Genomic DNA, 23,570 nt, shown 5'->3' on the forward strand with positions numbered 1-23,570 from the left:
TGCCTCAACGTTGATTGATTTGATGGACAAGTAGTGTAAGGAATTATTCCAAAAATCTCAAGAATTGGTTCACTTATGTTTGAAAAATATTACGCAATCATCTATCATTTTTAGCCTAAACTTATGTCAAGGATTTGAAAAATGGCCAAAGAAAGAACCTTATCAATTATTAAACCTGATGCAGTCGAAAAAAATTGTATTGGTGAAATTCTATCCCGCTTCGAAAAAGCAGGACTCAAGATCATCGGAGCAAAAATGCTTCACCTCTCTCAAAAACAAGCAGAAGGTTTTTACGCAATTCATAAAGAGCGCCCCTTTTTCAAAGATCTCGTTAGCTTCATGATATCAGGGCCTGTCTTGATTTCAGTTTTAGAAGGTAAAGACGCAATTATGAAAAATCGCGATTTGATGGGAGCAACAAACCCAAAACAAGCTGCTCCAGGAACAATTCGTGCAGATTTTGCTGAGTCCATTGATGCTAACGCAGTGCATGGTTCAGATGGTCCAGACACCGCCAAAACAGAAATTGCTTTCTTCTTTAATGAGAGCGAACTCTATAGCCGCTAATCATTCATTAGCAGTACGGTTATGTTCGGTCCCATCTCCAGGGTTGGGACCAAAATGCTCCTGACCTTGTTTTTCCTTTGACTTCTCGCATCTTGTAGCTAAAGAAAATACAGAAAAGCAAGAGCTTTTCTTGTAGATTTCCCAGATGTTGGCGAGCTTCTCGTCACAAATGAAAAAGATCTCCTGAAAATTCCTCGAAAAATGCTAGTTGGTCCAGGTAAACATGACCTGATAGTGGGACTCAAAGCAAGCGATGCTGAAATGATTGTCCACTACCCTAAGGCAAAATTTGGTTCTCATCACATTGCATGGCAGCTGCTGATGCTTAAGGGGCGATTTTACCGATTGGTTGCTCTAAGTTAGAAAAAAGCCCTTGCTGTTTTACATATAAACCTGAACTCTGGGTTTATTTTGCTTAGTCTCAGGAGAGAAAGTTCTCTTAAATTCTCGGTATTTTTGCCGATGGAAAGGGCCAAACGGTCCTTTTCGAGGCAAAAAGGCTGAGAAGAAAGAGAAAAATCCCTGAGAATGAGTGAAAGAAACCCAGAGTTCAGGTTATAAAGCTATAGCCAATACAAGAAGAAGCGCTCCACCAAGAAAAAGGTATTTTCCCCTATCTGTCCTAGTCGAAGATATTGAGTCATTTGAGCTAGAAGAGGAGGCGGAAGAAGATGATGGTGAGAATGAATTTTGGAGTAAATTGTCTAGATAGTGTCGTCAAATTATTTTAATATGGTACTTTTGTAGGAAAAAACATCCAACAAGAGGAAGAAAATGGAAACACATCGACGTCATGACATATCAGATGCACTCTGGGAACAGCTTGTACAAAAACTCCCTGGGAGAAGAGGATCTGTAGGCGCACCAGCGAAAGATAATCGTACGTTCATTAATGCTGTATTTTGGATATTGCGTACAGGGGCACCCTGGAGAGATCTACCTCCGGACTATGGTAACTGGAAAAATACACATCGAAGATTCTGCCGGTGGAGGAATCAAGGGGTTTGGGAAAAATTGCTAGAAAGTCTGATAGACGACCCCGACTATGAATGGCTCATAATAGATGCGAGTCATATTAAGGTTCACCCACACGCTGCAGGAGCAAGAGGAGGCAATCAGGAGATGAGTCGGACAAAAGGGGGCTCAACACAAAATTGCATTTGGCCGTGGATGCGCATGGTATGCCAGTCAGAATTGTTATTACAGAAGGTGCCAAACATGATAGCACACAGGCTAGCTTCTTGATTGAAGGTATTTCTGCAGAACATCTTCTCGCAGATAAAGCATACGAGAGCGATGCAATCCTTTTACAACTTAATCATCAGGGTATAAACCCTGTGATTCCACCAAAATCGAACCGACGAGAGCCTTGGCCCTTCGACAAAGATCTCTATAAACTTCGACACTTGGTGGAAAACACACTCCTACACCTAAAACGTTGGAGGGGAATTGCTACAAGATATGCAAAAAATGCAGCCTCATTTATGGCTGCAGTGCAAATTAGATGTATTGCTCTTTGGGGAGGTTTATTTTGACGACACTATCTAAAATTTCCTGATTTTTTTTGTAAAAATCCCTGACTTTTTCTTGATCAATCCACTTTGTATTGAAAGTCGCCTCTCCTTCATGAGGAGTCACGATCCCTTTATCAAAGAGATCATTCACAGACCAAAAAGATATTTTAAAACGCTTTTTACTTTCTTCGTCTTCATTATTTTGAATGGTATGGGTAATCCCTTGCTGAGTTACAAAAAGTTTTTCACAACCTTCATCTCTTGCAACCATTTTGAAGGCTCGAAGAGAAACTCCATTAGGATTATCTTGATAGATGCTAGCAAACAAACCATTGATTCGATTTGCATCATCGTAATTCCATCCAATATGTACTTCGTTGGACGGCCATCGATGACACAATTCATTCCATCAGGGCTCACCATTTTTTCTAGATGAGGTTCTAATCCTTTTAAAGTAACGTCTGCTACGCCACCATCTGAATCTAAAATGTCAACAAAACCAGGAATTTGGCTTCGAATGTTAGCAACTGTAATGGATAACCCTGTCATTTTTTCCTCCAAAATAAACAACGCCTAGGAGGATAGATTATAATTTATAAAAAATCAAAAAGAAGTCAATTTTTTTAAAGATCTATATAAATTTATTTTTTATTTTATATGTTATACTCAAACTACTTTAAAAGTTGGTATTGAGCAACGCAAACGCTTTCGGAATTCGTCTATCTTAAATAACCCAATATTAGAAATATGAGGCCACTTAAGGTTGGCAAATTACGTCTGCTCAAGGAGAAATGTAACGGGGCCATCATTGATGAGCTCGACTTGCATTTCAGCTCCAAACTCCCCTGTTTGCACTTTTGCATCGCCCATTTTTTTCCGGAGCTCTACCACAAACTGGTCATAGAGGGGCTTAGCTTGATCAGGAGAAAGTGTCTGAATAAAAGAAGGCCGACGGCCTGTTCGGCAATCTCCATAAAGGGTGAATTGCGAGACAACAAGAATTCCTCCATCAACGTCTTGAATAGAGCGGTTCATTTTTCCCGCATCATCTTTAAAAATGCGTAAGTGGACCAGCTTTTCTACAAACCATGGGAGCAGTCCAGCATGATCTTCTTTCTGCATGCCAAATAAGACGAGCAAGCCCTGCTCGATTTGACCGATGACGCTTCCGTCAACTGTCACAGATGCTGATTTAACGCGTTGAATGAGTGCTCTCATGAGCCAAAAGGATACAGTTATCCTAATCGCTTTTCAAGGGCATTTAATTCGTCAGTGATTCCTCGTGGCAAGCGAGAACCAAACATGGTATAATATTCACGCAATCCTTCGACCTCGCTTTCCCAAGCCTCGTGATCGATTTCAAACAACTTGTCTTCATCTTCTAAATCTAAACCTGAAAAGTCAATCGCCCCTTTCTTAGGAAGGTAGCCGACAGGTGTTTTCTCAGCGTTGTCGAGCCCTTCACACCGCTCAAACATCCATTTTAAAACACGCATGTTTTCTCCAAACCCAGGCCAAAGGAACTTCCCTTCTTTAGACTTTAAAAACCAATTCACTTGGAAAATTTTAGGACGGTATTCAGGTTTGATCAATTGACCCATCTCGAGCCAATGGCCAAAGTAATCACCCATGTTGTATCCACAAAAAGGAAGCATCGCAAACGGGTCGTGTCTTAGCTTCCCAACAGTTCCTGCCGCTGCTGCTGTCATCTCTGATGAAAGAGCCGTCCCAAAAAAAGTTCCGTGGTCCCAAGATAAACTCTCAGTTACAAGAGGAACTACGCTACCCCGGCGCCCTCCAAAAATGATTCCTGAAATAGGCACCCCTTTGGGATCGTCAAAAACGGGGTCCATCACCGGGCATTGTCGAGCTGGCGCTGTAAAACGAGAATTCGGATGCGCTGCTTTTACTTTTGAATCGGGAGTCCAGGAGTTTCCTTTCCAATCAGTCAAGTGAGCAGGAGCCTCATCGGTCATCCCTTCCCACCAAACATCCCCATCATCTGTTAAAGCAACATTCGTAAAGATCGTGTTTTTTGCAATAGAGGCCATCGCGTTTGGATTAGACTGAAACGACGTCCCAGGGGCCACACCAAAAAACCCATATTCTGGGTTGATAGCATAGAGTCGTCCATCTTTTCCTAGGCGCATCCAAGCAATGTCGTCTCCCACACATTCGACCTTCCACCCAGGAAGCTCTGACTTAAGCATCGCCAAGTTTGTTTTTCCACACGCACTCGGAAACGCTGCAACAAAATACCGTTTTTTCCCCTCAGGATTAGTGACCCCCACAATGAGCATGTGCTCAGACATCCAGTTCTCATCTCGAGCCTTTACCGAGGCAATGCGCAAAGCAAAACACTTTTTCCCAAGAAGGGCATTTCCTCCGTAACCACTTCCAAATGACCAGATTGCCCGCTCCTCAGGAAAATGAACGATGTACTTCGCATCTTCACGGCATGGCCAAAGGACATCTTTTTGCCCTTTTTCGAGAGGCACTCCCACAGAGTGTAGACAAGGAATGAACTCTCCTGAGTCTCCTAATGCTTCAAGTGCTTTTTTCCCCATCCGCGTCATGATGTACATATTCACCACAACATAAGGAGAGTCGGTGACTTGGATCCCAATTTCTGCAAGAGATGATCCAAACGGCCCCATGCTAAATGGAATCACATACATTTTGCGTCCTTTCATGCACCCTGTAAACAGAGTCTTCAAGGTCGCCTTCATCTTTTTAGGCTCTTCCCAATTATTCGTGGGCCCCGCATCTTCTTCTTTTTTCGAGCAAATGAACGTACGATCTTCAACACGAGCGACATCTGATGGATCAGATCTGCAGTAATATGAGCCGGGGCGTTTTTCTAGGTTGAGCCGAATAAAGGTGCCACTGTCGACAAGCGTCTGACATGCAGCTTCATATTCCTCTTGACTTCCATCACAAAAATGGATGTCATCAGGCTCACACATCTGGATCATCTGCGTGACCCATTTTTGCACACCTTTGTGCTTTGTCCACTCTGATACGTTCATGAGATATTCCTCCCTTGATTCACCAATATCTAATCCCTTCATTCCTCTAAAGAGGAAAAAAACTAAACTATCATAAATGATACACCCTTAAAACCTTATTAATCAACTCTTGCAATTCATTAGGAAGTTGTCTATCTCTAGAAAAAACATCTCGGAGAGACTCATATGAGAAAATGGTTACTTCTAGGATTATCACTCTTCCTAATCGGTCCCTTAACTGGAGACGAATATTCCTATTTGCTGGTAAGAAAATGTACGATTAAATCTGAGAGCGTCAACGAATACATTGAACTGAAAAAAGACTGGCTCACAGCTTACTCCCAATTCACAAAAGGGAAAAATGCCCCACCGATTTATGCTTACGAATACTTAGATCAACCGGTTTTTGCCTATTTAGTTGGCTTGCAAAGCCTCCAAGATATGGATCGCTTCAACAAGATCAAAGACTCTTTCACAAATACGATGACAGGCAAACAGTTAGATAATCGGGAAAATAGACATGGAAAAATGAATTCCATTTCATATAGCTTTGAGCGGTATATTGAAGAGTGCTCCCACTTTCCAGAAGGAAGCGGTACTGATTTTACAGATTATGAATACGTTGCGTTCTTTGTCTACTCTATCTTTCCAGGAACGGAAAAAATATTTGAACGGTATTTGCAATCGTTAAAAGAAAACAAAAAGTATGCAAATATCGCTTGGCAAACTTGGAAAGTTGAGATAGGTGACAATCTACCAAAATACATCATTTGCCTATTGGGAAATTCTCTTGATACGATCAAAAAACAAAACTGTAAGATTAACTTCTTAGATCCTTCTCAAAAGAATATTTTGAGAGAGCAGTATTGTGGAGCGTCACGTTTACGCAAAGATCTTTCTTACATACAAAATCAATAAAGGGCTCAGAGGATGTTTACAAAGTCATTCCACCGCTGACGAGAGCTATCTTTTTCCATATGCGACGCTTTACGCCCTTCACAAACTTTGTAAGTTTGCTGCGTTCCAAAGCATTCTCTGAACCTAAACTCTGGGTTTATTTTGCTTAGTATCAGGAGAGAATTCTCTTAAATTCTCGGTATTTTGGCTCGGGAAGGATCAAACGGTCCTTTTCAAATCAAGAAGGGTGAGAAGAATGAGAAAAATCCCTGAGAATGAGTGAAAGCACTTTGTAGTGGACACTCTAAATCTTTACTTTTTTGAACTTTTCAAGGTAGTCGAGAGCTTTGCCTGTTCCCATGCAGACAGCAAGAAGTGGGTTCGGCGCCACAACAACAGGCAACCCTGTCTCTTTAATCAAGGCCTTATCCAATCCTTTGATCAAAGCGCCACCACCTGCGAGGACCATACCTCGCTCGACGAGATCAGCAGCAAGTTCAGGAGGGCACTTTTCAAGTGTCCCTTTGGTATTCTCAATAATTTGTTGAATCGGTTCGGCCAAACACTCACGAATTTCAACCGAGTTGATCCGCTTGGTGACTGGAAGACCGGCAACTTGGTCACGTCCCCGCACTTCCATCTCGAGCTCATGATCTCCGAGAGGATACGCAGAGCCGATGGTCATCTTGATTTCCTCAGCTGTTCGGGGACCAATCATCAAGTTATACGTGCGGCGCATGTAATTCATGATGCATTCATCGAACTCATCTCCAGCAATACGAAGTGAGCGCGACTCGACAATCCCGCCAAGGGAAATAATTGCAATTTCAGTTGTTCCCCCACCCACATCGATAATCATGTTGGCAGAAGGCTCGTGAACAGGAAGATCAACTCCAATTGCCGCAGCCATGGGCTCTTCAATCAAAATAACTTCTTGAGCCCCAGCGCGTAAAGCTGAGTCTTCAACAGCTCGTTTTTCAACACCTGTGATTCCTGAAGGTACAGCAATTAAAATTTTGGGACGGAATAAGCTACGAGAAGGAGTGACCCGAGAAATGAGCGCTTTGAGCATCCCTTCGGCAATTTCAAAGTCAGCAATAACCCCATCTTTCATCGGACGCACGGCGTGAATCTTACGAGGTGTTTTACCAAGCATCGCCTTCGCTTTGTGTCCCACTGCAAGCACTTCATTGGTGACAGAATCAACAGCAACGACTGAAGGCTCAGCAAGAACAATCCCTTTCCCTCGAACGTAAACGAGTGTATTCGCAGTTCCTAAATCAATTCCGATATCGCTAGAGAAAATCCCGGTTAAGCGGCCGAGTTTCCCCATGATTCCTTGCTTAAACTTTTTGAGGAGGCTTCCTTTGCCTGCTGCACTCACTTTCATGTTAACTACCTTAAATCCTATTCATTGGACCATATTACCCGACAGAGGATAAAAAATCTATCATGTTTGCAGGAGTTCAAGCACATCTTCCCATGTGAGCTTGGTAATCGCCTCATCATCACAACTGACGATCTTTTTCACGATCCCTCTCTTGCGATTCTGCATTTCGACAATCTTTTCTTCGATTGTTCCCAAAGTGACGAGCTTATAAACTGACACATTTTCCTTCTGGCCAATCCGATGGACTCGGTCTGTCGCTTGATTCTCAACCGCTGGGTTCCACCACATATCGTAATGAATGACCGTATCCGCGCCTACCAGGTTCAGACCGGTTCCACCCGCTTTAAGCGAAACGAGAAACACTGGGATGTCGGGATCTTCATTAAATTCTTTGACGATTTCGAGGCGATTTTTACTCGATCCATCTAAGTACTGGAACCGAATGCCCCGTTGCTCGAAGTCATTGCGCATGATTTGGAGCATGCGCGTGTACTGAGAGAAAATAACTGTTTTGTGCTTCCCTTCAATCAGTGTTTGCAAGAGTTCAAGAAGCATGTCGTATTTAGCAGAATCCCCAGCTTCAGCCTTTTCCTTTGCAAAAATTGCAGGGTGACAGCAAATTTGCTTAAGCCGCGTTAAAGTTGCTAAGACATGGATTTGGACTTTGTCAAAACCATCCCGTTCTACAAGTTTAACGAGTTCATCGCGTGCAGATTCAGCGTAAGAGCGGTAGAGATCACGCTGCATCTCGGTAAGCTGCGTGTGATACACGTTTTCCGAAACAGGTGGTAAGTCGTCGAGAACATCGCTTTTCATACGGCGTAAGATAAATGGAGATACTTTTTTCCGAAGGTACTGCAAATTCTTAGCCTGCTCATCTCCAGAAATGCGAACATATTTTTCAAGAAATCTATCGTAACTGCCCAAAAACCCTGGCATGAGAAAGTCAAATAGACTCCACAACTCATCGAGCGAGTTTTCAATTGGAGTACCCGAAAGGATTAAGCGGTGCTCCGCCTTAACCAATTTCACCGACTTGGCATTACGTGTGCCACGGTTTTTGATATGTTGGGCTTCATCGAGGATCATATAAGAGAAAGTGATTGGACTGTAAGACTCGATGTCTTTTTGAAGAAGGCTATAAGAAGTGATGATCACATCGTAATTTTCAATTGTTGCAATCAACTTTTTCCGTTGATTGGGCATCCCGTCAATAATCAAGGGTTTCAGCTTTGGATTGAACTTATGACATTCTTCTTGCCAGTTGTAAAGTAGAGACGTCGGGCAAACGACAAGTGCAGGTAACTTGTCCCCTTTAAGGTGTTGTGTCAAAGCGACAATTGCTTGAAGGGTTTTACCAAGACCCATATCATCAGCCAAGATTCCATTGAGGTACATGAGACGGAGTCGTTCAAGCCAGTGAACCCCTTCTGTTTGGTATTTACGAAGCTCGGCTTTGATGCCAGCAGGAACAGGTGTAAACTTTAGGTGTTTTTCTCCAAGCATCTGCTTGCGGATTTCTCTCAAACGAGGAGTCATTTGAAAAGAAACGGGGAGTCCTTCGAAGTTGGTCTCGTCGATATTTGCTAAGCTCCAAAGAGGCCGTTTGATCGTCGTATTGTCGAGTTTTTCAATTCCCAGTTCATCAAACAGTTGGACCACATTCCCTACTTCATCGAGATCCAGCACGAGAATTTTAGGGAGTTTGTTCGACTTGTCTTTTCCAGTCTGCTTTCTCCCATTATCAAGCTCTAAGTAAGCTCTTCGAGAAACAATACAATCCCAAATCCGATCGAGCTTCACTCCTTTGAGAGCCCCTTTAACTTCAAGCTTGATTTCGTACGTATCCATCCGATTAGTATCTGAGAGATCCAACTTAAACTTCGTTTGATCGTAAATGAATTGGTCGAGCAAGTTTTGAGGGCAATTGAACTTAACTCGGTGTTGGTTCCTTGGGATCGTATCGGTCATAAACTCGATAATTTTTTTATCGGTTTTAGCCATGTACGTTTGATGCTCTTGATCAAAGATAAAGTCGCGGAAAAGATCTTGGATAATTTTTTGTTCTTCTACAAGATTGCGCGCCATCACCCCTTCTTGCGTGACAAACTCATGAATGTTCTCAAACTTAAGTGATTTGGACGACGCAGGAACGATCGTGTCTTCGTAGCGGAAGGAAAGAGAGGCTTCCAGCTCTCCATTGAGGAAAGAAATATCGCAAATCGCTTCAAGATTACCTACAAATGGAAGGGTTGTAAAATGTTCTATCACATCTTGATGATCTACTTCAGCAAATCGGGAGAGTTCGGGCAACGCGTTTTCCACAAACGTTCCAAATAGTGGCTCTGGAATTGTCATATCTCGAATGGGCAAGAAACTTCGCAAGTGCTGCCGAGTGATTTGGTCTTCAAATCGGTAATAAATGTGATTGTAAATGATTCCTGGCTTGGCACACTCGAAAAATTTCGCATCTTCGAGCATGATTGACTCCCCTTCTACAAGAATTGTAGGATTCAGCAAGATCTTTGTCGTGGGAGGATGAATAAACTCAAGTGTCATTTTAATGTGCGCCGGTACTTTTGAAAATCGGATCGGCGACTCTAAATTCTCTTCATAAAGACAAGGAAGGGTCGGCAAATCTTCTTCTCCAGAAGTCCACCCTCTTTGTTTCAGCATTTCAGAAGCAATTTCTTGCGCTTTTGCCAAAACCATTCCAAACATTTTTGAGCTGAGAAATGCAGATTTCTGTGCCCTCTCACTTGCCGTTTTTTCAGGAAGTTTCAAATGGTCCATCACAAGGCGAGCTATTTCTTGTTCCTCATTTGCAAACGACTCAAGGACAAACAAATATTCTTTTCCACCAATAAAGATGTCTTCTTGGTACCGCATGGCTTCAAAAAATTCGCCAATGTTTGGAATATGTAGCGGCTTGGAGCGAGCAGGAAGTCTGAGAGCAATTTGAAACTCCACATCTCCTTCGCGCTCTTTTTTAGGAACACTGTAAATAACTGCGAGCTCTGCTTTTTCGATGATTCTTTCTTGAACAGGAAGGAAAAATGGTGACTTCGCTAAGACAGCTGCAGCATCGACATATTCGGTTAAAACTTCTTTTTGATATTCTTCATCACGCCGCTGCTCTTCTTTTGACTCGGCCTCCTTAACAGCCTCCATGAGTTTTTCTTTCTCTTCATCATCAAACCCTTCTTCTGTCAATTCATCAAGGTCTGTTTCTTTCGAGTAATTAACGAGAATCTCATCGAGGTAGGCTTCTAAGTAATAAAGGACTGCAGCGAGGTGTTGGCAGTCGTAATGGTAAGGGCAATCACAGTTCGAATCGATCGTTTCACTCTCTTGTCGATCGATCTCAATTTCACTTTCATAAGCATTTTTGTATTGGCCCATGACTTGAGCACTGATTCTAAGAGTCGTTGCATCAAGATGCAAGATTTTTGCAGAAAGAACCTTATTTGTATCGTAGAGTTGCTTCCCGTCCTTCAACACGTTGGCGGAAAAATCTTGCTTCAGCTTTCTTAAGTTCAGCATCCCTTATATTCACCTCATCTTATAGTGGACCATTACAAAAGTGTTCCCCCTTTTACATCTTTTTCAAAACCTCTGCAACGATTTTTTTTCCGTACGTTCAACATTTTTTTTGAACGTTCGAGGAGAGTGATAAATCTTTGAAAAAAAACTCTGACTAAGTATACTGAAGCACTTTCGACTATGCGGGTGTAGCTCAGTGGTAGAGCATCACGTTGCCAACGTGAGGGTCGTGAGTTCAAATCTCATCACCCGCTTTTTTTGAAGATAAGTCCCCGTTTATGAGATCAAGGYATAGATAATGGAAGAAAAGAAAGAATTTAAATCAGACACCGTTACTTTCACTATGGAGCGCAAGCCCGACTGTATCATAGAATATAAAGTGAAAGTGAGTCCCGAAATCGTTCAAAAAGCTCGACGTGAAGCCATCCGCTCCATTGCAAAAGAAGTTTCCCTTCCTGGATTCCGCAAAGGGAAAGCTCCAGATGCTCTCATAGTGAAAAAATTTCCTGACGCTTTAAAAGAAAGATGGCAAAAGTCGATTGCTGACACCACATTCCGTGAATGTCAAGAAACGGCAAAAATCCCCATCTTAAGCCAAGATGCTCAAATCACATTCAACGTCGACAAACAATCTGTTGAAGAAGGAGCTGAACTCACCTATTCATTTGAAACAGAACCCGAAGTTCCTGAAATTGACATCGAAAAAATTGAGCTTGCCAAAGAAGAGCGAGAAACTATCGACGCTAAAAAAGTAGATGAAACAATCGATCAAATCAGACACTATTTTGCACAGTGGGAAAAGATTTCCGATCGTGAAGTTAAGAAAGATGATTATGTCGTCGTCGATGTCGATGTGATTGAAGAAGATCCTCCACGCAAAGCTTTAACCAATACTCGCTTCCAAGTGAATCGCGAAAAAATGGCAAAGTGGATGTTTGATCTCGCTTTAGGAATGAAAATTGGAGATTCTAAAGAAGGTGTCAGCATTCCAGACGAAGATGCTCCTGAAGAACACAAAGAAGAAAATCCACCGAAAAAAGTACGCCTTACTCTACGCACCATTGAAAAAGCCCTTCTTCCTGACATCGATGATGAGCTCGCCAAAAAAGTGGGTGTTGCAACCGCAAAAGAGATGCGAGAGAATTTAGAAAAACTTCTTAACAAACAAGCAGACGATCTCGTACAAAAAGCTTATCGCGAGCAAATCAACGAATACCTCATTGAAAATTGCAAGTTTGATCTCCCAAAATCTCTCTTGCAAAAAGAGACACAGTACCGCATCAAGCAACTTGTTTCTGATCCACAGTTCCAACGTAAGCTCATGAGCATGAGTGAAGAAGAACGCAAAGAATCTATCCAAGATGTTGAAAGACAAGGAGAGCGCGCAGTACGCCTTTTCTACATCGCAAGAAAAATTATCCAAGATCAAAACATCCAAATTTCTCCTTCCGAAGTGCACAAAGGAGTCAATACACCTCTCGAAGCGATGTTTAGCGATCAATCGGACCTCTACACTGCGCACGAACAATCACAAGAGCAGCGTGCCATCGCGATGTCTCGACTTGTGCTCGTTAAAGCAGAAGATTACCTGATATCTCAAGCTAAAATCGGAGCGCCAAAGCCAAAGAAAAAAGCTGCCCCTAAAGCCAAAAAAGAAGAACAACCAAAGGCTGAGAAAGAGGAAGAAAAAAAGGTGGCACCTAAGAAAAAAACTGCCGCTCCCAAAAAAGAAGCAAAGGCAGCTCCAAAAAAGACAGCCGATTCGAAAAAAAAGGCAGCACCTAAGAAAAAAACGGATAAATCTTAAAGATTTTCTTCCTTAAAAAACATCTGATCCCCTAATTTCAATGGAAAAGGGCGAAAAGTGCCTTTGAGGTATTAATTAGAAAAATAACGAAAGGAAAATCATGGCTCTCATTCCCTACGTCATCGAAGATACTGGGCGTGGCGAACGCTCGATGGATATTTATTCACGTCTGTTAAAAGACAGAATCGTCTTCATCGGAACTGAAATTAATGACCAAGTCGCAAATGCCGTTGTTGCGCAGCTAATTTTCCTTCGTGCTGAAGACCCTAAGAAAGACATCAGCATCTACATCAATTCGCCAGGTGGTATCATTTCAGCAGGTCTTGCTATTTATGACACAATGCGCTTTCTCGGTGTTGACATTAACACTTACTGCATTGGTCAAGCAGCTTCTCTTGGAGCCCTTCTCCTTTGTGCTGGAACAAAAGGTAAACGATACGCCCTGACTCATAGCCGCATGATGATCCACCAGCCTATTGGAGGTATCACAGGAAGCTCCGCAGATATTCACATCCAAGCGCAAGAAATCCTCTACATGAAAAATGCGCTAGCAAAAATCATTGCCGAGCATACAGGACAGCCTTTGGAAAAAATCATCGAAGATTCAGAACGGGATTTTTATATGGGTCCCCAAGATGCAGTAAAATATGGGCTGATCGACAAAGTCGTTGAGCCAACTAAAAAGAAGGAAGAAAAGTAGGTAAACGTGGCAAAACAATCTTCAAGTGAAATGGCGGCTTGTTCTTTTTGTGGCCGCACAGAAGACGCAGTCGAAAAGCTCGTTTCAGGGCCGAACGCATTTATTTGCGACAAGTGTGTCCGTCTTTGCATGGATATCGTCGAAAAAAAAGCTGTCAAACACGAACTGAAACTTCTCAAACCAAAAGAGATTAAAGAACGTCTCGACGAATATATCATCGGTCAAGACAAAGCAAAAAAAACCATTTCAGTTGCCGTTTACAACCATTACAAACGGATTCGTTCTCTTTCTCGTGAAAGCACCGAAATGGAATACAGCAAATCTAACGTCCTTCTTCTTGGTCCCACAGGTTCAGGGAAAACCCTCATTGCTCGTACCCTCGCTGACATTCTAGACGTCCCCTTTGCCATTGCCGATGCGACAACACTCACTGAAGCTGGCTATGTTGGTGAAGACGTTGAAAATATCATACTCCGTCTCGTTCAAAATGCCGATTACGACATTTCCCGCGCCGAGCAAGGAATCATCTATGTCGATGAGATTGATAAAATTCGCAAAACAACTGGAAACGTTTCGATCACACGAGATGTTTCTGGAGAAGGCGTGCAACAAGCCCTGCTAAAAATTGTAGAAGGAACCGTTGCAAACGTTCCTCCGAAAGGGGGAAGAAAACACCCCAACCAAGAGTATATCAAAGTCAACACTGAAAACATCCTCTTCATTGTTGGTGGTGCTTTTGTAAACCTCGACAAAATCATTGCTAAGCGTTTAGGAAAAGGAGTCATTGGTTTTGACACTTCGCACAAACAAGCCTTTGACGCAACTGAAACCAATTTCCTCCTCTCCAAAGTCGAAACAGAAGATCTGATTCAGTTTGGGCTCATTCCTGAGTTCGTTGGCCGTTTCAACAGCATAGCCAACTGTAACGAGCTCATGCTAGAAGACCTTGTTGAAATCCTTGTCCGCCCCAAAGGCGCCGTGATTCAACAGTACATTAGCCTCTTTGCAGAAGATGGTGTGGAACTCGCGTTCACAGAAGACGCCCTCAGAGCCATTGCTGCAAAAGCCAAGAAATCAGATACAGGAGCGCGCGCTTTGCGCATGATTGTGGAAAATATATTGATGGATTTAATGTACGAAGTTCCTTCTGACCCAACGATCAAATATGTGCTCATTGAGGAAGGATGTGTGAATGATGAAAAGCCACCTACGATGAAACACTCTAAAGAAAAAACCGGTTAATTCCCGCGTCCATGGTCCCACCAACGTTTGCCGAACCAACGACTATCAGATACCATGAAGTTGTCGCGCAAGATATTTAACCCATTCTCAGGAGTTTTCTCTTCTGGATTAGAGAAAAGTTTAGCACTATTGATTGCATGTACGAATAGAGTATTCTGTTGCTCTTTAGTCAGAACTTCAGTCCCAAAATGACTTTCTAGCGCCTTACGTCCAGCCTCTAAGGCACTATCAAGAGTTGCCGCAGACTCTGAATCGACAACGTGCTTCGCAAGCTTGACCCACTCACCGCCAGGAATATCTTTGTTAAGGGAATACGTAACATCAAATCTCTCATGACGAAGTTGGTTTTGAATGCGGAATGTCGGATCTGGGTCTGCATCTGTCACGCTAGGATAGAAAAACATAGTTCCCATCTCAAATCCACCTACCATTTCATTTGTCGTAAGCTGCTTTTGACTGAAGCGTTTTGAGATAAAACCTGTTGAATTCGGATCTGTTTCAAAAGTACCTTGAGAATTCTTTAACACTGTAGCATTGAACCCTTTTGTTGCTTCTGCTGCTAGTTTTTGACGGAAGGTTAATCGAGTAACTTCTTCACCACCAGGCTTAAAACCAGTTCCTTTAACTGTAAACTTGTCATCCTGGATCTCGAGTGCTTCTCGAACAGAGATCTTTTCATTTCTACCGTCTGTGTGTGTTACTTCCACCGGTGCATTCACTTGAACAAGCATCCATGCTACAGTAAAATCTGATGTCTGACTCAACTCACTTTGACGCTGTGAAAGGACTTTTATTTGCTTTTTAAGCTCTTCTATTTCCTGGTATTCAGGAGAGTTTACGTCCAATAAATTCAGACTCGTGTCTTTTTCTTTTTGATCAAGTTTTTTTTGAGCTGCATCTAGCTTTAATGAAACAAAGTTTGCTTCCTGTTTACGAAGCGTTATTGCTGCTGCAATTTCTTTGTAGGCTCGAATTCCATGTTTATTCAATTTTCCCTGTTCAGTTAATCCATGCGAATTGAAGAGTGGAAGGATCGATTTTTCAAAGAAATTTCGATCCATAAACGTTTTTCCAACACGTGAACCCACATGAGCAAAAGGATCTGCGCCGTTTAAATTATTTACCGAATTGCTTGAATAGCTTGCAATTGGTGTATCGCTTGTTCTTGGAGAGATTTCTTGCATGACTTCGTCGAGCTCTTTTCCAATTTTATTAAGTTTCTCTCGAAAAGCTGCGATTTCTTCATCTGGAATGACAACCCCTGAGTTTTCCTTGAGTAAGCGCTGAATTTCACTATCATGAGTTAAATCGTAATAGACTTTGCTATCCTGACCTGATGCTTCGTCTTTTCGATGAATGACAATTGTGTTTATCTTACCACTAATGTAAGCATCTATCCCATCATCTGTTTGAATCAGCATAGCAAGGTCTCTAAAGCTATCATCCAGGCGTGTCTGTTGGTCTTTTTCTTTTATTATGACTTTGTCAGAAGGACCTGTCAAACCAAGTTGTTTACGCATGTGTACTGTCTTACGCTCACTTCCGACTGGGATTTCCACAACATCCGCTTTCGGCATGACATGGTCGTTCACATGGTCAGGTTGATCAGGTGCATGTGAGATAGTGCCCGTAAATCTCGCTTCTATCTTTTCTAAGTATCTACCCGTTAGAGTTCTAACGGCATTATCGTCTGAAAGCTCGCTAAGGACTCCTTTGACAAAGGTATCGAGTTCTTCTTTGCTGTCTATTTCGCTTAATTGCTCTAAATCCCTTTCATCCAAAGACCTAGGCGTGCTACTATTTCCGATAATACCTTTCGAAATGTGATCCACTCGTTGAGCTGCAACCTCAACAACAGTCATGTTCTTGATTTCCTTGCCTTCAAATGTTGCAGAGGAAAGAAGAGTGTTGACCCTTGATTCTAAGTTAGTAGCAGTAGATGACATAGAAATTATTCCCTTCTTAGTCTTAATCCTAAATTAATTATAACAAACAAATAATTTAATTACAATGATTTGAGATAAAAAAATAATAATTAATAGTTTGATAATGAGATAGTTGCAAGTTTTTTATCTTACTGAAAATGAGGTTTTTACAGTAAGTATTAGGGTTAAACAACTTAGTATTTGTTGTGATTTTTTTTCTATTTTAATTTTAAATGCAATTAATTTATAGACAGTTGTTTAAAAACAGAGGCTTTAGGAACAATAGAAATGGGGTCTCTCCAAACATAACGAATATGGATTAAAGAGAAATAGGAAGAAGATTTCTAAGGTGTTACAACTTTCTGTTTTTGGCTCTGTCAATGTAAACCTAAAAACTTGAGCCCACCTCCTTTGATACTTTACAACCCTCTTTTTAAGCTCTTTCTCATATTAGTTAATCCCTATTTCCACATACCATTTCCCTTTTTTCATGATGGGGATTTTGGTATTAACCTGAACTCTGGGTTTCTTTCACTCATTTTCAGGGATTTTTCTCTTCCTTCTCAGCCTTTTTGCCTCGAAAAGGACCGTTTGGCCCTTCCCATCGGCAAAAATACCGAGAATTTAAGAGAACTTTCTCTCCTGAGACTAAGCAAAATAAACCCAGAGTTCAGCTTATTACAATACGTATAGAATCATGTTATTTTATGATTTGAAAACACTAAAGAGCCTTAGGGACTTATTCCAATATGAATTCTATGTGCTGATGCAGCGAAGTAGGTCAGACTCGGAGTGGACTAGTAAAAAAAAGCCGTTATGCCGGGGGAGGGTTAGCATAACGGCCACTCTAGACCAACTTAGTCTAAAAAGATGGAAAAAAGGTTATTTATCTTAATTCACTCCATTTTTTCTATGCAGGTTGATATCTATTTGCTTGCTCAAGTGCTTCGATAGTCTTCAAGACATTAAGTGCATCTTGCTGGAAGCCATCCATCGACTTGTAAGATTCGCTTGCATTGACCATACCAAGTGTCGATTGAGAAACTTTAGATGCAGCTTCGTACTGAGCTTGCTCTTTCTTCTGCTCTGCATTAATCGTGTTCGTAGTACCTTGGGTAAATCCGTTAGTAACATTATTCCCTGCTTGGATATAAGAACTAAATGTATTTTTGTCGTTTGAAATTCTGTTTCTTTCTTGATTATTGAAATCAATTTTCCTTTGAGCATTATCACGGATGACCTTAGCATTTTCGTCTGATGACAATTTTGCTGCGTCTGCGTCAACTTTAGTATCGAACTTCTCTTGAAAATTCCCTTGTTTCAACTCTTTAATACGTGTTTTTACTGTTGTGTCTTCTTGTGTATCATCAATGCTCGGTCTGTTCGACAATGGAGTCGGAGCCTTTTCACGATCTTCAGAAAATTGCTGTTTATACTCTTCAAGATTTTCATTCTCTTTAGAAAGACTAGACATTTGAGAATCCATCTTGTAATTCTTATACATTTGGAATCCAGCAAGTCCAAGAGCAGCACCACCCATGATAAACTGTCCAACCGCTTGAGTCTGTAATTGGGTAGCTTCTGAATTCATTGAATTTAATGTCATTTTCCCTAGGAATTGTGAAATCTCTTGCGTCAATGTATACTGTTGTTGTGTAACTTCACTTGCAAGCTGCTGAAGCTCTGTATAACTATCTTCTAGCTTGTAAAGAGCTAACTTTGCTGCAACCAAAAAGCCATATCCAATTGCCTGCCCTGCGTTCTTAGCATCCGTTGATGATGCAGGAACTGCTCCAGTTGTAAGAACTGCTGACTTAGCTGCGAAATTAGTATCTTGAGTTTGTAAATTTGACATAATTAATCCTTAATATTCCTTATTAAACTTATTGTTTATACAGCTGTAGAAGCTAGTGCGTTAGCATAACTTTGTGCAGCTTGGTTTAAGCTGTTATCAGTTTTAAGTGTATTATTAATTTCGTCATTAAGCTCAGTTGACTGATGTTGCTGCTGATCTTTTACAAGCTGATTCATATCTTCAATGAGCTGGTTAATAATTAAGATCGCATCCTTATCCTGGCCGAGATTTCGTGTAAGGTCCGCTTCCTTATTAGTGATTCCACCCTGAATCATTTGTGTAATACCCATTGCGGCTTCTCCCAATGAAGCTGCTGCCGAAGCACCTTTTTGGAGGTTATCCATATTCCCAAGTTTAGCTAAGATGCCATCTTCGCTAGAAGAGTTCATGAAATCGCCACCAAATTTAGCCATAAGTGCAACTGCAAGAATGTCTTGAATGACTTGAACGATACTCATAACGATTTGGTACCACTCTTTCTTCTTCACGTCTTTTCCATAGATAGCCTGGAGAATTGCTCCAAGTGAGTCAGAAAGTAGGTTCGTTCCAATGATTCCTGTTCCAACTCCATTCACCGCAGCTTTACCCCAGTTAACAGAATCTTTTGCATTGCTCATAACTCTGCTGAACGCACTGTCAGACTCATCTGTTGCCGATGCAGTAGCTGACTCTGAAATGCTATCTACCGCAGACGAAATAGCAGAAGCTGGCTCTTCAGCAATTGTTTTAACCGCAGCTTGTGTTGCAGCTTCTGTAATAGATTCTGTTGCATCAGCGACTGCAGACTGAACAGCTTCTTTTACTGCTGACTGAACAGTTTCAGTTAGAGCTTCTCTTCCACTTGTAGTTACAACTTGCTTAATTGTAGATACTAAAGCCTGTCTCAGAACGTCGCGGATTGCACTTCTTAGAGCGGCCTTTCCTGCAGCTGTTCCAACATCACGAGCAACTGTTTTAGCAGCATTTGTTGCCGCCTCTTCGACGCTCTGCGTAACATTCTCTCCAAGAGTTTCCATGACATCTTCTACAACATCTTCAGTTACAGATGTCGCAACATCATCAGCAACAGCTGAAACAACATTTTCTAGTACGCTTGAAATAACCTCTGTTGCTACCCCCTCTGCAATTGCAGAAAGTGCTCCTACTCCAAGTGTGCCAACAACCATAATTGCTGTCACGATGACGTCTGATAAGACTTTCGCTAGTCCACTAGAAAGGCCATCCTCTTTCAATTTGTTCGCAATAGCTTCTGTCAACTTGTCAGTTGCTCCAGACATCACAAGAGCTGCGATAATCACTGCAACGAAAACAGCACAAGCTCCGCCAGTAGCCGCTGCGATAACAATCGCTGCAACACAAACAACTGCCTTCACAACATCACTAACAATCTTTAAAATTGAAGCTGTGTGAAGCGCTGAAATGTATTCATTAAGCTGCGTTCTTGTATTATCGTTAGCTAATTGGTACTGCATTACATTCACTTTACTAATGCGTGATTCCTGATTTCCTTTGTTGTTATCAGTTTGAGCGAGAATCATCTGCACGAGCGCCATAACTTCAGTCATGACTTGCATCACATCCTCGAGAAGCTTTTGTGTAATTCCACCAGAACTAGCAACTTCTTTAAATAGCTTTTGAACCTGCAAATTAAGCATTTCAATCGGCATTGCAAATTGAGCTTCCGTAGCATCATTAATTTTCTTTTCAAGACTCGCCAACTGTCCTTGAAGAACACTTAATTCTGCTTTATCTGCAGCTTCTTGCGATTTATGTTCATCAATTGCATCTGTAAACCAACTTGCTACTTTGTCATACCAGTGATCGTGATCTTTAATCCATTGTTCTTGACTATATTCGTCTTTCTCAACATCCTCGATTTGTTTAAGTAACTGTTGTTCTTGCTGAAGATATTTCTCATTGTTTCTTTCTGAAGCTTCAATCTCTGCTACCATTTTTTCGTATTGACTTTGACTAATTGTTCCGTTTCCAGATCCGTTAGAAACATTGTTTGAACTTGACATATTTATTACTCCGATTAATTAAAAACCTTTATTAATTATTTTATTACGCCATTGTTTGTTGCATTAGGTTCGCTGCGTAAGTTGCAGAACCATTTCCTGTTGATGCAAGTGTGATAAGTCCTTGTAATGCTGAGTTATCTTGTTGAGTTTGTTGCGACTCGGCTTGAGTACTGTTGTTAAGAACGTTCACATTTTCTTGCATAGAAGTATTTGTCAAAGAATAAGTCTGTTGAACAAAAGACATCTCAAAACTGAGCTTTTGATCTGTATCTTTTCCTGCTTTACCAGCTAAATATTGCATTTCGTCTACATACCACGATAGAGTATGACCGCTAATACTTCCTTGTGTGGGATCTTCATCCGGTGTGAAAGGTGCGTTAGGATCTCCAACATAGGCCTGACTAAGTGCATCCATAAGCACAGACAAGGCGTTAGCTATTAGAGCATTTGAATTCATAACTTGCCCAGTTGAGAGCTGAGCTTTCATTGTCGTATCGCAAAGAGCCCACATGTAATTCTTGTGTGGCTCCACTGTACTATCTTGATTAGTATTTCCTGTCATATTACTTCCTTTATTAATCTATTATTAAGCTTTCCCGTAACTTGATCCTCTTTGAACCAAATTTGCTGAAGTCGACATAACACTGTTGACCGAGTCATCTAACTGAACAATATTTTTCTGTGACTCAACATCTGAGGTCACTTGTTGCTTTGATGTATCAAATAAAGTTCGAAATTGAGACGTTGATGAATCCATTCTCGTACTATCGAGTTGGTAATTCAATTCATCTTTCTGAAGCTGAGCTGAACGCCTGGATGGATCATCCGGCCATTTCGTAGAATCATCAGTAATTGTAGATACATCGTTATCTAAAATCTTTGTGAACGCATTTTGCAAATTCATCATTGCCATACCAATAGGAATGGTTAACATCATGTCAGCTATTTGAGCTTTATCTCCAGAGATGTTATTATTATCAATCGCTTCAACAACACGTATTATTCCCATATTTCATCCTTCTAATTAACTTGTTTTTTCGTTCTGAACTATTGACGAATCGAACTTCGCACGGTTTTGTAAAACGTTGTTGTCCAAACCAAGCTGCTGTTGGTAAGCACTTGATTGATATTGGACATCGGTTTGTTTAGCCTGGCTAAACGTACTACTTCCCGTGTTAACGGTATTAAACTGTTCTGTAATCGTTTTAATGATCTCCGCAGCTCCAGGAATTGACTGACTACCACCTAAAGCTAAAAGATCAGAATTCGTACTAGTTCCATCGTTTGGATCTTTTGATTGCGTCCAAAGAGCATTTAGGAAATCAGCTCCATCGCTAAATCCAAATTGTGAATAGTCATTAAGAGCCCCTGTTGTTCCTTTACTTGGATCTCCTATAAGAGCACTAACCGCTGCATCAATTTGAGAGCTAGTTGAGGAATCTAAGACTGTATCATTACCAGTATCCATTTTCAGGGCGTTTTGGATATTCTCCAACGATTGAATCAAGTCATTATAATCTTGAGTTCCTTGAGATCCTGTATCATTTCCTGAACTAAACTTGTCGAAATCTGACTGAGCTTGAGCAATTAAGCTTCTATAGTCAGAAAGAACGTTTAGCTGGTCACCAACGATTGTTAGCGTATCTTCAGTTTTTCCGAGAATTTTTGGCATTAAAATATAGAAAAAATAGTTGATCAACATGTCAGGATTCATTTTTCCAGCTTTCATTTCTGCAAACATTTGCATAAATTGCCCCCAATCAATGTTGTATTGTTGATACAACTTATCACGTGCATTCACGTCAGCTCCAACCTGCTCGTAGTCATGTTGAATTTGTGAAACATCCCCAGACATAAATTCTACTCCTTTATTATATTAAATATTTACTCAGGCACAACTAATTATTATTAGATATTCACAAATACTTTCTTTCTTCTTTTCTTTTTCTTAGGGATTTGTCTTGATGCAGTATCGACACCGAACTTTCTATTAAAATTCTGTAATTCTTCCCAAGCTCCTGTAGAAAAGTTTTTGGGATTAGAAAAATACTCTTTCATCTCCTCAGGAGACTTTCCTGATTTCTCACAAAAATCTCTATACTTTGCCTGGAGTTGGTCTAAATTCGCCGTCATTTTAGAAACAAGAGTCTTAAGACTATCCATCGACGGTTTTTCATTCTGATTCATTAAATTGTTATGCTCAAGTTGGAGTTCTAATAGTTCTTTGAACCCTTTAAATAATTGACCTAGCCTCTCATCTTTTTGACCACTTTCTAAAGCTTGTAGAACTCTCAATAATTCTTGATAATCCATAAATTATTACCACCTATTTATCTTTTAGGAAAAAATCTAGCTAGGTCTAGATCTACTTTTATCGATCTCTCAATCCTTCCTTTCTCTACCCCTGGCAACATTTTCCCCCAAATAACCGGTTATTTATTTGAGATTTTCCAAACTTTTCAGACCCAATCCCCGAAAAATTTGCCCAGTTTTGGCACAAAAACTCCCTACTTCTCCTCGATCCTAGCTGAGATCGAGAACAAATCCTTCCCATGGATGGTGTAATGAGTTTTCCTATAGAGCGCGAGCCGACCTTCGCTGTTTCAACTTCTCTATTCCCCTCAGCGAGAATACCTGGGACTCTCTTAGAATGTCTCTCTTCTATAGCCCCACTTGGCTCTGAACTTTAGGCTGCTCTTCCTGCTTTTTCTCAAAGCCCCCTCTACTAGCCTAAAATCTGCTCCTGACCTCCAGTGCCCTAGTACCCCTACTCAGCTTCTGGAAGCGCCAAAACTGTCTTGGAATCTAATGATTCCTTTTCTACAATTCCCTATCATTTTGCTGTGCTACTAAGCACGCACAGATAAACTTAATCTTTCTCAACCCTCTCAAGGGTAAGCAAATAAAAATAAAAAAGTGCTAAAGTTCCGCTCAGCCATAACAGACTGATTTGTAACTTAGGTTTATGATAGCGCCTGAATCAACTGTATCTGCTGTTTAAAGCATTATATATTTTGACAGATACTCTGAATTCACACACTAAGGTGATATAAAAACAGATATGGTTTACTTATTACTCTTATAACAATTCTTATTATCTA

General features: G+C 41.1%; 20 protein-coding genes and 1 tRNA gene. 8 read left to right on the forward strand and 13 right to left on the reverse strand.

Annotated elements, in window-relative coordinates; all coding sequences use genetic code 11:
- Nucleotides 1–141: 141 nt before the first annotated feature.
- The 3 genes from ndk to SNE_RS12950 all read left to right on the forward strand — a co-directional run bounded on the left by ndk (nucleotide 142) and on the right by SNE_RS12950 (nucleotide 2,102).
- Entirely contained in the window at nucleotides 142–567 is a 426-nt protein-coding gene (gene ndk / locus SNE_RS09960) for a nucleoside-diphosphate kinase (protein WP_013944291.1), read from the forward strand.
- 201 nt (nucleotides 568–768) lie between these two features.
- Nucleotides 769–930, forward strand: coding sequence for a hypothetical protein (locus tag SNE_RS13235; protein ID WP_013944292.1), 162 nt, complete (start codon nucleotides 769–771; stop codon nucleotides 928–930).
- A gap of 411 nt (nucleotides 931–1,341) precedes the next feature.
- A protein-coding gene (locus SNE_RS12950) for an IS5 family transposase (protein WP_408020735.1) occupies nucleotides 1,342–2,102 on the forward strand; the annotation gives its coding sequence in 2 pieces (ribosomal slippage) (nucleotides 1,342–1,681 and nucleotides 1,681–2,102; 762 coding nt in all).
- On the opposite strand, the gene SNE_RS09980 is transcribed toward SNE_RS12950, so the two are convergent.
- The 4 genes from SNE_RS09980 to SNE_RS09995 all read right to left on the reverse strand — a co-directional run bounded on the left by SNE_RS09980 (nucleotide 2,068) and on the right by SNE_RS09995 (nucleotide 5,110).
- Complete coding sequence (locus SNE_RS09980) at nucleotides 2,068–2,352, reverse strand: hypothetical protein (protein ID WP_013944295.1); 285 nt, start codon at nucleotides 2,350–2,352, stop codon at nucleotides 2,068–2,070. The two genes, SNE_RS12950 and SNE_RS09980, sit on opposite strands and share 35 nt — an antisense overlap.
- Nucleotides 2,313–2,630, reverse strand: coding sequence for a hypothetical protein (locus SNE_RS09985; RefSeq protein WP_013944296.1), 318 nt, complete (start codon nucleotides 2,628–2,630; stop codon nucleotides 2,313–2,315). The genes SNE_RS09980 and SNE_RS09985 overlap by 40 nt, the downstream gene beginning before the upstream one ends.
- 222 nt (nucleotides 2,631–2,852) lie before the next feature.
- Nucleotides 2,853–3,299, reverse strand: a complete 447-nt coding sequence (dtd, locus tag SNE_RS09990) for a D-aminoacyl-tRNA deacylase (protein WP_013944297.1) — start codon at nucleotides 3,297–3,299, stop codon at nucleotides 2,853–2,855.
- A 17-nt stretch (nucleotides 3,300–3,316) separates the two neighbouring features.
- Nucleotides 3,317–5,110, reverse strand: coding sequence for a phosphoenolpyruvate carboxykinase (GTP) (locus SNE_RS09995; protein ID WP_041419468.1), 1,794 nt, complete (start codon nucleotides 5,108–5,110; stop codon nucleotides 3,317–3,319).
- 165 nt (nucleotides 5,111–5,275) lie between these two features.
- Between SNE_RS09995 and SNE_RS10000 the strand changes: the two genes are divergently transcribed.
- A complete protein-coding gene (locus SNE_RS10000; RefSeq protein WP_013944299.1) occupies nucleotides 5,276–6,007 on the forward strand; it encodes a hypothetical protein in 732 nt (243 codons plus the stop codon).
- 283 nt (nucleotides 6,008–6,290) lie between these two features.
- On the opposite strand, the gene SNE_RS10005 is transcribed toward SNE_RS10000, so the two are convergent.
- Both SNE_RS10005 and SNE_RS10010 read right to left on the reverse strand, forming a co-directional pair.
- Nucleotides 6,291–7,319, reverse strand: coding sequence for a rod shape-determining protein (locus SNE_RS10005; RefSeq protein ID WP_041419469.1), 1,029 nt, complete (start codon nucleotides 7,317–7,319; stop codon nucleotides 6,291–6,293).
- A 117-nt stretch (nucleotides 7,320–7,436) separates the two neighbouring features.
- Nucleotides 7,437–10,919, reverse strand: coding sequence for a DEAD/DEAH box helicase (locus SNE_RS10010; RefSeq protein ID WP_013944301.1), 3,483 nt, complete (start codon nucleotides 10,917–10,919; stop codon nucleotides 7,437–7,439).
- Nucleotides 10,920–11,101: 182 nt separating this feature from the next.
- Between SNE_RS10010 and SNE_RS10015 the strand changes: the two genes are divergently transcribed.
- The 4 genes from SNE_RS10015 (at nucleotide 11,102) to clpX (ending at nucleotide 14,668) form a co-directional block, all read left to right on the forward strand.
- Nucleotides 11,102–11,173, forward strand: a tRNA-Gly gene (locus SNE_RS10015).
- Between the two features lie 44 nt (nucleotides 11,174–11,217).
- Nucleotides 11,218–12,726 carry a trigger factor gene (gene tig, locus SNE_RS10020; protein WP_013944302.1) on the forward strand — a complete coding sequence of 503 codons (1,509 nt, stop codon included), beginning with the start codon at nucleotides 11,218–11,220 and terminating at the stop codon, nucleotides 12,724–12,726.
- A 100-nt stretch (nucleotides 12,727–12,826) separates the two neighbouring features.
- Entirely contained in the window at nucleotides 12,827–13,426 is a 600-nt protein-coding gene (locus SNE_RS10025) for an ATP-dependent Clp protease proteolytic subunit (protein ID WP_013944303.1), read from the forward strand.
- 30 nt (nucleotides 13,427–13,456) lie between these two features.
- Entirely contained in the window at nucleotides 13,457–14,668 is a 1,212-nt protein-coding gene (gene clpX, locus SNE_RS10030) for an ATP-dependent Clp protease ATP-binding subunit ClpX (protein WP_041419470.1), read from the forward strand.
- Here the strand turns inward: clpX and SNE_RS10035 are convergent.
- From SNE_RS10035 to SNE_RS10070, 7 genes are all read right to left on the reverse strand, one after another.
- Nucleotides 14,665–16,614, reverse strand: a complete 1,950-nt coding sequence (locus SNE_RS10035; protein ID WP_013944305.1) for a hypothetical protein — start codon at nucleotides 16,612–16,614, stop codon at nucleotides 14,665–14,667. The genes clpX and SNE_RS10035 overlap by 4 nt on opposite strands.
- An 889-nt stretch (nucleotides 16,615–17,503) precedes the next feature.
- A complete protein-coding gene (locus SNE_RS10045; protein WP_013944307.1) occupies nucleotides 17,504–18,448 on the reverse strand; it encodes a hypothetical protein in 945 nt (314 codons plus the stop codon).
- A gap of 35 nt (nucleotides 18,449–18,483) precedes the next feature.
- Nucleotides 18,484–20,400, reverse strand: a complete 1,917-nt coding sequence (locus SNE_RS10050) for a hypothetical protein (protein ID WP_148259009.1) — start codon at nucleotides 20,398–20,400, stop codon at nucleotides 18,484–18,486.
- 112 nt (nucleotides 20,401–20,512) lie between these two features.
- Entirely contained in the window at nucleotides 20,513–21,031 is a 519-nt protein-coding gene (locus SNE_RS10055) for a hypothetical protein (RefSeq protein WP_041419047.1), read from the reverse strand.
- Between the two features lie 24 nt (nucleotides 21,032–21,055).
- Nucleotides 21,056–21,478 carry a hypothetical protein gene (locus SNE_RS10060; protein WP_013944310.1) on the reverse strand — a complete coding sequence of 141 codons (423 nt, stop codon included), beginning with the start codon at nucleotides 21,476–21,478 and terminating at the stop codon, nucleotides 21,056–21,058.
- A gap of 15 nt (nucleotides 21,479–21,493) precedes the next feature.
- A complete protein-coding gene (locus SNE_RS10065) occupies nucleotides 21,494–22,324 on the reverse strand; it encodes a hypothetical protein (protein WP_013944311.1) in 831 nt (276 codons plus the stop codon).
- A 53-nt stretch (nucleotides 22,325–22,377) separates the two neighbouring features.
- On the reverse strand, nucleotides 22,378–22,782 hold the full coding sequence (locus SNE_RS10070; RefSeq protein WP_013944312.1) for a hypothetical protein: 405 nt from the start codon (nucleotides 22,780–22,782) through the stop codon (nucleotides 22,378–22,380).
- Nucleotides 22,783–23,570 lie beyond the last annotated feature (788 nt).

Origin of the sequence: Simkania negevensis Z (assembly GCF_000237205.1) — a bacterium.
GTDB classification, from domain to species: Bacteria; Chlamydiota; Chlamydiia; order Chlamydiales; family Simkaniaceae; genus Simkania; species Simkania negevensis.